Here is a 15,345-nt window from a genome sequence, read left to right as displayed (position 1 = left end):
GGATACCATCGATACCGTTTAATCCTGCCGGACCTTGAGGACCCATAGGACCAGTTGCTCCATCCAAACCATTGATTCCATCGATACCGTTCAAACCGGCTGGACCTTGTGGACCCATTGGACCTGTTGCTCCATCCAAACCATTGATACCATCAATACCGTTTAATCCTGCCGGACCTTGTGGACCCATTGGACCGGTAGCGCCGTCTAATCCGTTGATTCCGTCAATACCGTTTAATCCTGCCGGACCTTGAGGACCCATAGGACCTGTGGCACCGTCCAAACCGTTAATACCATCGATACCGTTCAAACCGGCTGGACCTTGTGGACCCATAGGACCTGTGGCACCGTCCAAACCGTTAATACCATCGATACCGTTCAAACCGGCTGGACCTTGTGGACCCATAGGACCTGTCGCGCCGTCTAATCCGTTGATTCCATCAATACCGTTTAATCCTGCCGGACCTTGAGGACCCATAGGACCGGTTGCTCCGTCTAATCCGTTAATACCGTTCAAACCTGCCGGGCCTTGTGGACCCATTGGACCTGTCGCGCCGTCTAATCCGTTGATACCATCGATACCGTTCAAACCGGCCGGACCTTGTGGACCCATTGGACCAGTAGCTCCGTCCAAACCGTTCAAACCGGCCGGACCTTGTGGACCCATAGGACCTGCTATCGAACTTCCTGAATTGACTGCATAAAGGGCATAAGGAACACTTAACAATTGACTTACACCCACAATGGTATAATTTGTTCCTCCGGTAGGATCTGTTTCTGTTTTAATGAAATAAGGGCCGTTTCCCCAGTTGATAGTGTTATAAGTGCCTGTAACAGGGCTTCCACTACCAATAGCCAGTGTAATAAGGCCGTTTACATTTGAAATAGGTGTTTGTGTTTCTGCATAAATAGCAGGACCTGTGGCTGTACCTTGCAAAATACTGATTTTCATGCCAACGGGTTGGCTTACTATTAGTTCGCTGGCGGCGTTTCTGATTACCGCTTGGTAACTCATGGAATTTTGCCCTTGAGCAAATACCGTCATCGAAGCAAATAACAAAAATGTTACTATGTATATTTTTTTCATATCTGATAATTTTAAATGATTTAGGTTCGTTTGATGATTTTAAATGTTTTAACTTCTTTATGGTGATCAAATACTTTTAGCAAATAAAGGTCCATGGGGTATCTCTCCATTTGAATGGTTGTTGTTTCTGAACGTATTACGTTCTTGTCTAGCAACCTTCCGTTAAGGTCGAATAACTGATATTGCATACCTTCGAAATCGTATTTTTTCACCTGTAGGTAAAGTAAGCTGGTGGTTGGATTGGGATAGGCCAATATTGCAAGGCTGATATTAAAGTCATCAACCCCTAGCACAACTTGAATCTCAAAGGGTTGCTCCACCCCTTGCATTAACGATCCTGTCGCCCCGTAATTGGTACTATAGACCATCTGTCCCACCGAATAATTAGTACTGCCATTGATCCCCGAGGCATTTCCCCCTGAGGATGCTATGGCTTCCTGCGCGTTTATCTGAGTGCAACTCAAATACGCCGCAATGAGAAGTAATTTTTTTGTCTTCATATCTGTTATTTTAATTAGTTACAGTTTAATCCGCTTCTTTCCCTGCCTGGATGTTCGATTAAATTGAAAAAATAAAATAAGTGAACCAGCTGGGTTTTGGTTATCGGAAGTAAAAAATAGCGGGGGTAGAGTTTGTAATCTTTTACTTTCTATTAAAGGTATTGCTATTACAAAAAAAATTTGTAAGGTATTTATGTATAAATTGTTAAAAACAAGGCATTTAACTACAGTAAACAGAGAAGTAGCGCAGGAAGGGAACGGCTAAGGCTATGATTCAAAAAACAATGAAAAAATGCATATCGCTTTGCGGATTTTCCAATAGTCCTATTTTTAAATAAAAAAAGCCGCAACTTTTTGTTGCAGCTTTTACTTGTTGATCTAAATTTCAGGTGTTTCTTATAATTTTATAATCTTTTTGGAAACACTGTTTTTGTTGTCATCGATTATTTTTACGAAATAAATACCCGGGTTAAAACCATTGAAATCTATTTTGCCCTGGTCGTTCACTTCATACAGCAATTGTCCCAGCTGTGAATAAATTTCCACTTTATATTTTGTGATGCTTGTACTGATATTCAACCAATTTTTTACAGGGTTTGGAAACAAAACCAAATCATTTACACCGGTAAAATCATTCACATTAAGCGCAGCTACAATTTGTGTCTGAACGGTATTAGTGGCAATTTCCGGATTGTAATCAAAATAGATATTGGCATTATTGGTAATGATATCCCCTACTGCCACATTGTTTTTTGGTTTTATTTTATAACAGATGAAACCTTGTGATGCATTGAAATTATGGCTTGAGCTTGGCAAATAAATGGCATCGAAAATAAAATCAACATTGTTTCCGTTTGTAATTTCAACCTTACCTGCATGGCTTGTTGTTTCGAGTTGCAACGTACTGAAATCCAATTTACTATCAAGGATATTACTTACCCGGACCCTGCTGGCAAAACTGTTTCCTGTGTTTTGAAAACGGATGATGTAATGCAGGTATTCATCGGCATTATCAATTAAAACTTCATTTCCTTCCAGGACGTTTATATCGTTCGGATCATACGCGCCAATAATTGTCTGATGCAATGCAAACTGATTATCGTATAGATGAACATCGTTTCCTACTCCGCTTAACTGCGCCTGAAACTGGAGTGCATCTCCAAGCGACACATTTGGAATTGTTTTTACCTGAAGTACAACATCAATATTCCTGGATTGGAATGGAATCAGATTCGTAAATGCAAAAACAAGCGAATTAGCCGTTTGGGATTGAATTGCCTGTGAAGTTGAAATGAAATTCAGCTTAGCATTATTGTAAGTAAAAGCAACTGTCCCGCTCAATGGATTGGTTCCGTTATTGTAAACCACAATCCTATAACTGGTATTGAAACCTGGCCGTGGTTGCTGCAAAGGGTATATTTTTACCTGCAAATCATCAATTAACTGCGTTGGCTGCAAGCAAAAATCAACTGTTTCAGTTTGGCCAACAGAGGCAAAATTAGTGGTTTGCGATACCGGGTTACTGCTGTAATTTTGTATCGGAGAGGTGATGCTTGTATTGAAATTACCTTGGTTTGCTATTAATTCGTAAGTGCCGTCAGGTTGCGTAAATGTTGCTAAAGTATTTGCTCCGTTTTGTGTGGTAACCAAAACATTCGGTACATTGGCATCCGCAGCAGTACAGCCATTTACGTCAGCATCAAGCTTAACGGTCCCTTTGATTTTATTTTGGTATAAACCAAGGTTTTTAAACCAGGCAACCTTGTTTAAAGTGACTTCGGTTAAGGCAAAATCCAATTTCCCATCTGCATTTATATCGGCTGAAACAATACTGGAAATGTTCTTATTGTAACTAACATTGTAATTGGAAGTATACACTTCATAAGGGCTTGAAAAATTAGATAATCCATCATTTAGCATATAAGATAGTTTTGAACCGGTTTCATTATCAAAAAACAAATCCTGGTCGCCATCATTATCGACATCCTGTGCAAAAGCGATACTTGGATGCAATAAACCGGGAATAGGAATTACGGTTGCAGCACCAAATGCTCCCAATCCGTTGTTTTTAAAATAACCCACCTGGTTTTGGAACCTGTTATTGAAAATCAGGTCTTTATCATTATCTCCATCCAAATCAGCGGCAAAAATACTGATTGGATAATGCATCGTGGCCACAATTACGTGTTTGGTCGAAAGGTTCCCTAGCCCGTCACTGTTTTCGTACCAGGCAATTTCGTTATTGTTGAAACTTACCGCTACATCAGGATCATTGTCATTGTCAAAATCAGCAACAACCATATCCAGCAAATACCTGTTATAAGTGTACGTTGAAAAAATGGATTGTGCGGCAAATGTCCCGTTGCCGTTATTCCTATAAAGGGAGATTACATTATTGTTAGATCCGCAAATAATATCTAAATCGTTGTCATGGTCAATATCTACCAATCGTATGGCCTGAATTTTTTCAGTATTGGAAACCACAAGGTGCTGTTGTGTAAAACTGCCTAAGCCATTTGTGTTTTCAAACCAGACAATGCTGCTCAAATCGCCATTGTTTTGATACCAGGAGAAAAGAGCCACATCAAGATCGCCATCGTTATCCATATCACCAAGGGTGGCATCGGAAGCATTTATAATGTCTTCGGTAATGAAATTTTGCGGTTCGCTAAAATTACCGTTAGTGTTTCTATACCAGCCAACCGGGCCCGATGAAGCAACCAAGTCCAGATCACCATCGTTATCAATATCACCGGCATCAATCTTATCCGGGCCAGCGGCTAAATAACTTATTTTATTTCCGGTGCCAAAAACCCCGGCGCCATTCGTGTTATTATACCATGACAGATTGCTATTATCATGTGAAGCAATAAGTACGTCAATGCGCCCGTCTTCATTCGCATCCAAATACATGACATCCTTTACGTTTTTTACATTGGTTGCAATAACCTGCTGCAATGCGAAGGTATTATTCCCCAAATTTTTGTACCAGCCCACATTTTGGACATTGGAATCAATATGTAAAATATCAGGTTTTGAATCGTTATCCAAATCTTTTATTTCAAGGACTCTTTTATCGTTTCCAACAGATGTGGTAGGCGTTGGCAGTGTAACAAGATTTTGAGCTGTTCCATACGATCCTGCGCCTGTCAGGTTTTTAAACCATTGTAGTTTTTTTGAGTTACCGTTACTATATGAAGTAACAATATCAGCAAACCCGTCATTATTGATGTCGGCCGCACTGATGGTATCGGAAAATGGGCTTGAAGTGATGGAATCCAGGTTCGTGATAGTGAAATTGGCATTAATCTTATAACAGCATAAAACCCCATTTACAATTAATGCTACTTCTGCCCTAGCATCGGAATCAGCATTATAAGCATAAAAAGCAGTTACACTGGTAGCAGAACTGGTGTAGGAACCGGCAATAATATGGCCTGTAAGGCTTCCCTGGCCGTTCGTGTTTTCAAACCATGTCAAAAAAGTACTCGATGAACACAAAATATCCAAATCATTGTCTGCATCAACATCTATGACCTGGATATGGTTGCGCATAGGCGAATTAGCATTGATAATTAATATGGGCGTGCCAAAAGTACCCTGGCCGTCCAGGTTTTTGCACCAAAAAAACTGTTCGATATTATTTCCCCAGAATGAAAAGGCAATATCAATGTCGTTATCGCCGTCCATATCGCCTGCAACCACATTGTCATAGCTTGAATTGGCGTTGGTAATTATAGTACATTTTGAAAAATTCCCTGTACCGTTGGTATTTTTAAACCATCCGATTTTTGTGGATCCTGCAACAATTACATCATCAAAACCATCATTGTTAATATCTGCAACCGCGGTATCATTTGGTCCAGCTATGCCAAACGAATCATCAATTGCTATCTTTTGCTCATAAGCAACCTGTGCAAACGATGCATAATTTATAAGTATAAATAATACTAAAGTAATTTTTCTCATATTTCCGTTTTTATCGCAAATCCTTTGCTAATAGCACACTTTTTGAAAACCTCAAATAGCTGTCATTTAGTTTCTTGTGATTTTTTTGCCAAATGTAGACTTTTATTTTAAATATACGATTCCCTTCCGAACTTACTGCTGTTTATTTTGAATGGAACCTGCCCTTCTATTTGTAGACAGACTTGCGTATATTTGAAAATTAACCGCAAATAAATCGGGAGCTTATAACCTAAAAACGTAAGAAAAAATGACTACAATCCTAAAAAACAGTTGGCTTTTATGGCTGATTCTTTTCCTAAACATCAAAATACATGCTCAAAATGCTGTTCCTGATTATATTGTAACTGATGACAATGTAAAACTTTTCACTAAAAAATCCGGAACCGGGCCAATATGCATTTTTATCCACGGAGGCCCTGGCGCCTGGAGTAAATCCTTTGAAGATTTAGGAGGCCGGAACCTGGAAGATCATCTAACAATGGTATATTATGACCAAAGAGGCAGCGGACGGTCAGAAGATGCAAAAAACGATGATTATTCGTTGAACCGCATGTTAAAAGACATTGAGGAAATAAGGATCCGATACAATGCTGACAAAGTGTATTTATTAGCCCATTCTTTCGGGGGAATACTAGCTACCAATTATGCCCTTCAATACCCTTCTCACGTAAAAGGGATTATTTTGGCCAACTGCACTTTAAACCTGAATTATTCCATACAGAATCAAATAAATTATATGAATACGAGCATGGGCACTTCTTATAATACTCCTGATGATTCATTGCTAAATACCTTAATTAAGGTAAGGAGTGAATTTGATAAAAAAGGGTTGGTTTACAAATTATTATCGGATAACCAAAAAAATATAGACCTTTTGCATCGTATTGATGATACCAACAAAAGCAGTTTTTCCTTTGCGCAAAAATCATTTGCCAATGATGATTACCTCAAGGATTTTACGATTGTCACCAATGCTGCCGCTATGCCTGTTTTGGTAATTACTGGGAAGAAAGACCATGCTATTGGGGAAGACCATTATAAATCTTTTCATTTTCCAAACCAAACGATTGTAAAAATTAACGGCGGCCATATTTTATATTATGAGCAGAACAGGGATTTTGTTCATTCCATAGTTGATTTTATAAAAAAACAGGAATAAAATTTTCATAAAAACCTGTAATACATCATATTACAGGTTTCTAACTAAACTAAAAATTAACTATGTACACCTCTGATGCTATCCTTGTTCTTCAGCATCGAAATTGATTTTTTTTGGGAAATCCTGTTATTTTCGGCTATAAGCCGATATCACCGGATGTTGGGTTTTGTCTTTCTCTCTTTTGGTCCCTCCGCAGGTACTCGTCTTCATCCTTCTCCCTGTTTTCATCAAATTCATCGTCCCGGTCTTCCCTGTTTTCGTCGCGGTCGTTTCCGGTTTTGCTGCGGTCCCTCTGGTTGGAGTTGGGATCATTGTTAAAGGAGTCTTCAGGATTCCTGTCGCGGTCCGGGTTGCTTTGGTTCCTGGATCTGTCAGAATCTAAATTCCCGTCATTCCTGTTGGAATTTGTGTCGTTATCACGATCGTATCTGGTGTCTTCGTTTTCCCTGTTTTGATTGGCACGGTTATCATTACCTGTATTGCCATATTGTTGATTTTCCATTTTATTTGATTTTAAAAATTACATACTGCTTTTTGATGCTTTTGATTTGGAATCCTTGTCAGTTGCTTTGGAATCCGATTTTTTGGCCTCGGTTTTTTTGCTGTCCGATTTAGCGGTTGGCCCTTTTGCTGAGCTCTTGTTTTCGGTACTCTTTTTTGAATGTTCCATGATTACTAGGTTTTGTTGTTAATTATTTAAAATAAAATTAGAGTAATTAAAAAGAGGTATGTTATACAATTTACGACCATAGTTATATGATTATCATGTAATTACGAAATAAATTTTAAATTTCCTTCGAAAAAATTTGCGTAGTTAAATAACTACATATATATTTGTAGTCAAATAACTTCATATGAATTTAAGACGAGACGTATTCCAAGCCATTGCGGACCCAACAAGAAGGGCAATCCTATTATTGGTCACTTCGCATTCGATGACAGCCGGTGCCATAGCAGCAAACTTTGACACTGCCAGGCCGACAGTTTCCAAACACCTGCAGATACTCACCGAGTGTGAACTGCTCAAACAAGAACAGCACGGCAGGGAAATCCATTATCATATCAATGCAAAAAAGATGAAAGAAGTAGCTGATTTTATAGAACCTTTCCGCAAAATGTGGGACGACCGGTTCAATACACTGGAAAGTATTATGAAAAAACATATCAACAAATAAAACCTTATGGAACTAAAGACAAAAATCGATGCCGAAGAAGGCACACAGGAAATTACCATCACCAGAGAATTTGACCTGCCACTCGAACTGCTTTTCAAGGCCTATGTGGAAGCTGAAATTGTCGAACAATGGATGGGCACCAAAGTATTGAAGCTTGAAAATAAAAGACATGGCGGCTATGAATTTGAAACAACTGACCCTAAAGGAAACAAGCACCGTTTCAGTGGAGTAATCCATGAATTTGCCCCAAATAAAAAAATCACAAGGACATTTGAAATGGAAAATACCCCTTTTGCGGTGCAGCTCGAATACCTCGATTTTGAAGAAATCAATGCAAATACAAGCAAACTAACCATGCATGTGCTCTACAAATCGGTTGAAGTACGCGACCAGATCCTCAAATTGCCTTTTGCGCAAGGTATCAACATGGCACACAACAGAATACAACAAATCCTAACCCAACTAAAATAACACATTATGACAAAGACAATTAAAATCGTTTATTGGATTTCCACACTCTGGCTTGCATTAGGAATGGTATCCACAGGAATAGTACAGGTATTCCAACTAAAAGAAAAAGTAGATTTTATTACCCATTTAGGATACCCAACGTATTTCCTGTCCCTTTTGGGTGTTTGGAAAATTTTAGGAAGCATAGCCATACTGATCCCAAAATCCCCTTTATTGAAAGAATGGGCTTATGCAGGTTTTTTCTTTTCTATGACCGGCGCGGTATTTTCCCATATCGCATCGGATTCTATGAATGAATTGTTTCCTTCCTTATTGTTATTGGCCCTAACCATACTATCATGGTATTTCAGGCCGGCAGACAGGAAAATCATCCAGACTGCAGTAACAGCATAATCAAAAATAAAAAGGAATGGCATGAGCTGTTCCTTTTGTTTTTCGGCTTGACCGGCTTAATAATACAACCGGAAATCCATGGCTTTGCAAAGCGCATACTGGCTCTCGAAAAGGGTTTCCACAATAGTCACCACATCGTCATATTCCTGGCATAAGGCAAAAAAATGGTTATCGAGTACCGTACTCAACACCGGAAATCTCTTCCCGTAGCCGGAAATGGCTTTGGCACCGGTAACATCCAGGAAATATTGAGCGGCTTCCTCATCCAAATCCAGCCTTTTGGTGTTGGCAAAATGCAGGATCTTTCCCTTGAGCTTGCCTTCGAAGAATTCCGCAATTTCTTCTAAACTATAGTAGTAATTATCCAAAACGATGGTATTTCCCTCTCCTTCAAATACCAGGTACAAAATCTCATAATGCTTAAAATTACGGTCTTCATAAAGCAATACATTCAAGCTTTCTTCCAGGCTTTCGATACCGTCGCATGTTTTATAAATATTCGTAATACCCTGCTCAAGCGCTAAATATTCTAAAAAAGGAAGTATGGGGCTCCCGGTATGGGCTTCCACATCACGCACCCCTTCCAGGCAAAAAAGTTTAGACTGTTTATCCCGATCAGACATTGGTTGTTGTTTAATTATGGTAACGCAAATTTATGGATATATGTACGGATTATTTCTTTTCTGCCGATAATTAAAATGAACCGGAAAAATTAAATAACTGTCCTTACATTTCCGCCTGTTGCTCCTCCAAGCTGCTTCCGGCATGCTGAGTTTGTATAAAACAGTACGTTTTTATAGTCATTTTGAACACCTTAACAAAATTTAACATCAAATATTTTTATAAATATACCAATTGGTATAATTTTATGCATTCAAAAAGTAACATGAGCAAATCAGAAAGAACACGGCAATTTATCATTGAGAAAACCGCTCCTATTTTCAACACGAAAGGTTATGCGGGAACTTCGATCAATGATATTACGGAAGCGACAAAGCTCACCAAAGGAAGTGTTTATGGCAATTTCAAAAATAAGGATGAAGTGGCCGTGGCTGCTTTCCAATACAATTTAAGCAAGGTGCGAAAGCTTATTGCAGACGAAATAGCCCAAAAAGAATCGTACCGGGACAAACTGAAATGCATCCCAAAGCTGTACCTGGATTTTTTAACCGATAAGTTTCCTGTGGGTGGCTGCCCTATTATGAATACCGCAACGGAAGCTGATGATACCCATCCGGAGCTTCGCAAACATGCAAAGGATGCCATACTGGCCTGGAATGAAAACCTGGCAGCATTGATAAACAAAGGCAAAGAAGCCCATGAATTCAAACCGGAAACCAATGCAGCCGAAAAAGCCCTGCTGATTATCACCCTTATCGAAGGGACGGTAATGCTGGTAAAACTAACCGGTCTTACCAGTTACCTCAAGACCTCGATGAACAGTATCATGGAGCTGATAGACGACCTGTAATTTTTTTTAATCAATAATATACCGATTGGTATAAACCAAAAAAGAAACAATGAAAAACGTAAACATCATTTTAGCAAAAAGAACACCAACAGGAGGTTTCTTGGGAAGCCTGTCGCATTTAAGTGCTACGGAATTAGGCAAAATAGCAATTGAAAACCTGCTGCAAAACACCTCCATACCTGCTTCGGCAATAGATGCCGTGTATATGGGCAATGTCCTGTCAGCAAACCTGGGCCAGTCTCCGGCACGCCAGGCGGCTATTTTTGCGGGTATTCCGGATAAAACCGATGCCACGACCGTAAACAAAGTATGTGCTTCCGGTATGAAGGCGGTAATGCTCGGGGCGCAGCAAATCCAACTCGGCATTGACCAGGTTGTGATTGCCGGCGGGATGGAAAGCATGAGCAACGCCCCTCATTATACCTATCAGCGAAAGGGAAATAAACTAGGGCACAGCACTCTAATTGACGGCCTTTTAAAAGATGGCCTGACAGATGTTTATAACAACTTCCACATGGGCAATGCAGCGGAAATATGTGTAAGGGAATACGGCATTACCCGTGAAGAGCAGGATGTCTATGCCCTTTCTTCCTATAAAAAAGCAACACAAGCCACAGAAGCCGGCAAATTTAAAGGAGAAATAATCCCTATAAGCATTCCTTCCAAAACAGGGGCAACACTATTGGCTGACGATGAGGATATTTACAAAATCATCCCGGAGAAAATAGGGAAATTACCACCTGCTTTTGAAGAAAACGGTACGATAACTGCAGCCAACGCAAGCAATCTTAATGATGCGGCCAGTGCTTTGCTTTTGGTTTCCGATGACATAGTGGCGCAATACCAATTAAAGCCTTTGGCAAAGATTATAGGCTACGCAGATGCGGCACAGGCTCCGGAATGGTTTACCACTTCCCCATCTATAGCCATACCAAAAGCGCTGGAGCAGGCCGGCCTTACCCTGGGCGATATTGATTATTTCGAAATAAACGAAGCGTATTCGGCCGTTATTTTGGCCAATCAAAAAATACTGGGCCTTGACCCGGATAAAATAAATGTGTATGGTGGCGGTGTTGCCATGGGCCATCCGATAGGGTCTTCGGGATCAAGGATTATTACCACGCTGTTGTCTGTACTGCAGCAGGAAAACGGAAAATACGGAGTGGCAGCTATTTGCAATGGCGGAGGAGGTGCTTCTGCCGTAGTTATCGAAAAATTATAATTAAAATCAATTCATATGAAAACAAGCAATAATACGATCCTGATTACCGGAGGCGGTTCCGGGATTGGGTTTGAGATGGCAAAACAATTCTCACGTAGCAACAAGGTCATTATTACCGGACGCGATGAGCAACGCCTTAAAACCGCTTCGGCTGCCCTGGAAAACACTTCTTATATCGTTTGTGACGTAACCCTTGAGGCTGACGTTACGGCTTTGGCCCAAAAAATAGAAAACGACTACCCGGACCTGAACCTTTTGGTAAACAACGCGGGAAAGGTTTTTGTGTATGACATGCTTGAAAAAGGCATCAATGCTTTTGAGAAAGCGCAGGAGGAAATGCTCACCAATTATCTTGCCGTAGTCCGCCTGACTGAAAAACTATTGCCTGTATTAAGGGCGAACAACGAATCCGGGATTGTAAACGTGAGTTCTGTGGCGGCACTGGTCCCAAGCCAAAAACTGGCCACGTATGCCGCCAGCAAGGCCGCATTGCATTCGTATACTGTTTCCTTGAGAAGGTTTTTGAGCGACACTTCGGTAAAAGTATTTGAAGTGATGCCGCCGCTGGTCAATACGGAATTTTCCAAAGGTGTGGGTGGCGAAAACGGGATTGCCCCGGAAGTAGTGGCTTCTGAATTGCTAACAGGACTGGAGCAGGACACATTTGAAGTCCTTGTGGGAGGCACACGGGCGGCTTATGAAAGCTATCTTGATACTGCAAGGACCTCTTTGGAAACATCCAAAATATAACGATAACTCCTGCGGAATTTTAAATCCGTAAGGCAATTAACGCTTTTCATACCCTAAAATGTAATAATTTTGTGAGATGAAGAGCGTTATATTTATCCAAAAACCTTTTGCATATGACCAGAACCGCTAAAACAGTATTGCTTTTGATTTGCCTGTGCTCCTGCCAGCAGCATGAACAAAACGCTTTGGTAACCTTATTTGGTTTGCCTAAAAAACTCAAAGAAATTTCAGGGATTGCCTATAACCCAAAACAGGGCAGCTATTATGCCATTGCAGACAGCGGCAATGAGAATGTGGTGTACGAACTGGGCAAGAGCGGGGAAGTTTCTTCTGAAATTACTATTGAAGGAGTGAAAAATGTGGATTGGGAAGATATTGCTTCGGATGGCAGCGGGAATGTATATATAGGTGATTTTGGAAATAATGCCAATGAAAGGAAGGATTTGGCCATTTATAAAATCACGGCGGAAAATATGGCTTCAAAAAAAGTAAAGACCACCGAAAAAATAGGTTTTTATTATCCGGAGCAGACGGATTTCCCTCCTAAAAAAAGCAAACTGTTTTATGATGCGGAAAGTTTTATCCTGTATCAAAACTATTTGTATGTGTTTACCAAAAACAGGAGCAAAAATTTTGACGGGACCACCCTGCTCTACCGGATCCCGAATGCTGCCGGGAACCATAAAGCCGAATTGCTGGATTCGTTCAAAACGGGTGAGAATTACAACAATGGCGCTATAACTGCTGCGGCCATTAGCCCCGACGGAAAAAGGATTGTACTGCTGAGCCATAGTAAAGTATGGCTTTTTGAGGATTATAGCGGTGATGCATTCTTTAAGGGTAAAACGACCAAACTGGACCTGCACCATTATTCCCAAAAGGAAGCCATTGCTTTCAAAAACAACACTACTATTGTCATTGCTGACGAAAAAATAAAAAAAACGGGCGGGAAAGTGTATGAGTACGCCCTGCCGGAATAACAGGCTACACAAGGCTGTGCAAACGATACACGTGGCTGTGCAAACGGTACACAAAGCTGTGCAAACGATACACAAGGCTGTGCAAACGGTACACGTGGCTGTGCAAACGATACACGTGGCTGTGCAAACGGTACACAAGGCTATGCAAACGATACACATGGCTGTGCAAACGATACGCATGGCTGTGCAAACGATACACATGGCTGTGCAAACGATACACATGGCTGTGCAAAAGTATGATTCTACATATGCTTTACTAAAAGTCAGAAATAACCCAGAAGGCCTCATTAAATTTAGTGAGGCAAATATCATTGAAATTGAGGATTGTGCGCTTACGGATTTTACCATAAGTTTGAACTATGGCAAAATGAGGCATACGACTGTCACCCCCCGAATTGTTTGTATTGCCAGAGCAAAAGGAACGCAATACGCCTATTACCTGGATAACAACGATTTAAACTCTTACAATTGGACAAGGTACATAATAAACTGAAATGGTATGAATTCCCACTGGCAATACTGGTCATTATTGTGAGTGCACATATTGGGGAGAAAACCCGCAGGGACAGAAAAAAATATTGGAAGATGAGGGGCAGGTAAGATTTGCATAGCCTAACTATTGCACAAGGCTATGCAAACTACTAAATGCCTACTGAAAAAAAGGTGGTTTTGACTGGAAAACCATTAAAGGTTGTCCTTGATAAATTCCTGGCAGTACTGCTTGATTAAATTCCTTACTGCATAAAATTCCGAAGCGATTTTTTCTGTTGTGCCGGTGGCTTTGGCCGGGTCCGGGAAGTTATGGTGGAACTTTTGAGCTTTGGTTGGAAAAAATGGGCAATTTTCCTTCGCATTATCACAAACGGTTATGACAAAATCGAAATCAATACCATAATATTCATCAATGTGATTGGAGGTGTGGCTTGAAATGTCAATGCCGTCTTGCTTCATCGCAGCAATGGCTTTTGGATTAACGCCGTGGGTTTCAACACCGGCACTGTAAACCTTTGCTTTGTTTCCTGCAAAATGACGCAAGTACCCTTCTGCCATTTGGCTCCTGCAACTATTGCCTGTGCATAAAACCAGGATTTTCTTTGTTTCCATATGTTAAACGAATAACCAAATTATGTTGATAATGCAAAACTTTGGGTCAAAACCGAAAAACAGTTGCAAGACTATGACCGAAGTCGTTATGATGATTGGCTTTTTAAATTTAATGAGTCTTTCTTTCATAACTAACAGCATCCTGAATTTGGGGCACAGCTTGAAGCATTGCTGGGCTGGTTTGAACCTATGTTTGCTTTTGGGGAACTGCCACAGTTATCCGAAGCCAGGCAGGCTGTCTTTTTGTTTTGCAGGACAAAGTTCTTCCCGTTGAAGCCCAAATTGTATTTTCCGATGGTTTCTCCTTGAAATTCGACTTCAATCTCGTTGTCTTCAATGCTTAATTTTTCTTCTGAAAGTGTAATGATCCGCATGAGTTTCATCGGTTTGAGCCTGTGCTGGTAATCGTTGGCATCCCAAAGTTGGAAATTGACTACTTGTTCCTTCCTGATAGTGCCCCCGCAATCAATAAAGTGTTTTGTGACTGTCCCGATTTCGGTAACATGGAAATGCTCCGGGATGAAGGTTCCGTTTTCCAACTGAAAAGCCACATCTTCTAAAGACGGCAAAATGCTTTTTACTTCTGATAGTTTCATAATTTAGTCTGTTTATATCGTATTATTACGATGGTTATGGTTAAAAAAAATGCCGGCAGCATTTTAATTATACTTTTTTGATGCGATCAGCAGCATTGTTGTTTGAGAACTGTTGCTGTTTTTGTAAAATAATCTTTTAAAATATGGAATGTCTTTTCATTGATGCAGTAACAGATTGCATTACCTTCGATATTCCCTTTTATGATCCCTGCGTTTTTAAGTTCCTTCAAATGCTGCGAAACAGTTGGCTGTGCCAGTGGAAGCTCATTAACGATGTCGCCACAGATGCATTTGTCCGCTTTTAAAAGATATTCAATAATGGCCACTCTGGCAGGATGCCCCATGGCTTTGGCCAGTATTGCAATTTCGTTTTGTTTTGCTGTAAAAAGATCTGTTTTTGTTGTTCCCATTATCTTTAACTTAATATTGCAATATTACGATAAAGTTTTAAATAAAATATATTTTCCT

General features: G+C 40.3%; 17 protein-coding genes and 1 pseudogene. 9 read left to right on the top strand and 9 right to left on the bottom strand.

The window, feature by feature from the left end:
* The 3 genes and pseudogenes from E4635_RS15665 to E4635_RS00990 form a co-directional block, all read right to left on the bottom strand.
* Positions 1-1,087 (bottom strand): annotated as a pseudogene (locus E4635_RS15665) (hypothetical protein); the annotation flags it as partial.
* A 20-nt stretch (positions 1,088-1,107) separates the two neighbouring features.
* The gene (locus E4635_RS00995; RefSeq protein ID WP_135524749.1) at positions 1,108-1,587 is read right to left on the bottom strand and encodes a T9SS type A sorting domain-containing protein; all 480 of its coding nucleotides are present in this window, start codon (positions 1,585-1,587) and stop codon (positions 1,108-1,110) included.
* A gap of 396 nt (positions 1,588-1,983) precedes the next feature.
* Positions 1,984-5,556, bottom strand: a complete 3,573-nt coding sequence (locus E4635_RS00990; RefSeq protein WP_135524748.1) for a T9SS type A sorting domain-containing protein — start codon at positions 5,554-5,556, stop codon at positions 1,984-1,986.
* A gap of 247 nt (positions 5,557-5,803) precedes the next feature.
* Between E4635_RS00990 and E4635_RS00985 the strand changes: the two genes are divergently transcribed.
* Positions 5,804-6,715: an alpha/beta fold hydrolase gene (locus E4635_RS00985; protein ID WP_135524747.1), complete on the top strand. Its 912-nt coding sequence runs from the start codon at positions 5,804-5,806 to the stop codon at positions 6,713-6,715.
* Positions 6,716-6,851: 136 nt separating this feature from the next.
* Here E4635_RS00985 and E4635_RS00980 read toward each other — a convergent pair whose 3' ends face one another.
* Together E4635_RS00980 and E4635_RS15660 are read right to left on the bottom strand one after the other, a co-directional pair.
* Complete coding sequence (locus E4635_RS00980; protein WP_135524746.1) at positions 6,852-7,217, bottom strand: hypothetical protein; 366 nt, start codon at positions 7,215-7,217, stop codon at positions 6,852-6,854.
* A gap of 18 nt (positions 7,218-7,235) precedes the next feature.
* A complete protein-coding gene (locus E4635_RS15660; protein ID WP_169630177.1) occupies positions 7,236-7,385 on the bottom strand; it encodes a hypothetical protein in 150 nt (49 codons plus the stop codon).
* A 184-nt stretch (positions 7,386-7,569) separates the two neighbouring features.
* Between E4635_RS15660 and E4635_RS00975 the strand changes: the two genes are divergently transcribed.
* Genes E4635_RS00975 through E4635_RS00965 form a run of 3 tightly spaced genes read left to right on the top strand, consistent with a single transcriptional unit; the run spans position 7,570 to position 8,754 of the window.
* Complete coding sequence (locus E4635_RS00975) at positions 7,570-7,890, top strand: ArsR/SmtB family transcription factor (protein WP_135524745.1); 321 nt, start codon at positions 7,570-7,572, stop codon at positions 7,888-7,890.
* Between the two features lie 6 nt (positions 7,891-7,896).
* Positions 7,897-8,361 carry an SRPBCC family protein gene (locus tag E4635_RS00970; protein WP_135524744.1) on the top strand — a complete coding sequence of 155 codons (465 nt, stop codon included), beginning with the start codon at positions 7,897-7,899 and terminating at the stop codon, positions 8,359-8,361.
* 6 nt (positions 8,362-8,367) lie between these two features.
* Positions 8,368-8,754 carry a DoxX family protein gene (locus tag E4635_RS00965; RefSeq protein ID WP_135524743.1) on the top strand — a complete coding sequence of 129 codons (387 nt, stop codon included), beginning with the start codon at positions 8,368-8,370 and terminating at the stop codon, positions 8,752-8,754.
* Between the two features lie 56 nt (positions 8,755-8,810).
* Here the strand turns inward: E4635_RS00965 and E4635_RS00960 are convergent, their stop codons facing one another.
* Positions 8,811-9,377, bottom strand: coding sequence for a DUF6642 family protein (locus E4635_RS00960; protein ID WP_135524742.1), 567 nt, complete (start codon positions 9,375-9,377; stop codon positions 8,811-8,813).
* Between the two features lie 263 nt (positions 9,378-9,640).
* On the opposite strand from E4635_RS00960, the gene E4635_RS00955 reads away from it, so the two are divergent.
* From E4635_RS00955 to E4635_RS00935, 5 genes are all read left to right on the top strand, one after another.
* Positions 9,641-10,225, top strand: a complete 585-nt coding sequence (locus E4635_RS00955) for a TetR/AcrR family transcriptional regulator (protein ID WP_135524741.1) — start codon at positions 9,641-9,643, stop codon at positions 10,223-10,225.
* Positions 10,226-10,274: 49 nt separating this feature from the next.
* On the top strand, positions 10,275-11,447 hold the full coding sequence (locus E4635_RS00950) for an acetyl-CoA C-acyltransferase (RefSeq protein WP_135524740.1): 1,173 nt from the start codon (positions 10,275-10,277) through the stop codon (positions 11,445-11,447).
* 15 nt (positions 11,448-11,462) lie between these two features.
* The gene (locus tag E4635_RS00945) at positions 11,463-12,197 is read left to right on the top strand and encodes an SDR family oxidoreductase (protein ID WP_135524739.1); all 735 of its coding nucleotides are present in this window, start codon (positions 11,463-11,465) and stop codon (positions 12,195-12,197) included.
* A gap of 113 nt (positions 12,198-12,310) precedes the next feature.
* Complete coding sequence (locus tag E4635_RS00940; RefSeq protein ID WP_135524738.1) at positions 12,311-13,177, top strand: SdiA-regulated domain-containing protein; 867 nt, start codon at positions 12,311-12,313, stop codon at positions 13,175-13,177.
* On the top strand, positions 13,155-13,670 hold the full coding sequence (locus tag E4635_RS00935; RefSeq protein WP_135524737.1) for a hypothetical protein: 516 nt from the start codon (positions 13,155-13,157) through the stop codon (positions 13,668-13,670). The genes E4635_RS00940 and E4635_RS00935 overlap by 23 nt, the downstream gene beginning before the upstream one ends.
* A 191-nt stretch (positions 13,671-13,861) precedes the next feature.
* Here the strand turns inward: E4635_RS00935 and E4635_RS00930 are convergent, their stop codons facing one another.
* From E4635_RS00930 to E4635_RS00920, 3 genes are all read right to left on the bottom strand, one after another.
* Positions 13,862-14,281: an arsenate reductase ArsC gene (locus tag E4635_RS00930; protein ID WP_135524736.1), complete on the bottom strand. Its 420-nt coding sequence runs from the start codon at positions 14,279-14,281 to the stop codon at positions 13,862-13,864.
* Positions 14,282-14,412: 131 nt separating this feature from the next.
* Positions 14,413-14,877: a DUF6428 family protein gene (locus E4635_RS00925; protein WP_135524735.1), complete on the bottom strand. Its 465-nt coding sequence runs from the start codon at positions 14,875-14,877 to the stop codon at positions 14,413-14,415.
* An 86-nt stretch (positions 14,878-14,963) separates the two neighbouring features.
* Entirely contained in the window at positions 14,964-15,287 is a 324-nt protein-coding gene (locus E4635_RS00920) for an ArsR/SmtB family transcription factor (protein ID WP_135524734.1), read from the bottom strand.
* Positions 15,288-15,345: the final 58 nt, after the last annotated feature.

The organism is Flavobacterium humi (assembly GCF_004745595.1).
Taxonomy (GTDB): domain Bacteria; phylum Bacteroidota; class Bacteroidia; order Flavobacteriales; family Flavobacteriaceae; genus Flavobacterium; species Flavobacterium humi.
This window is presented reverse-complemented; position numbering and strand designations above follow the sequence as displayed.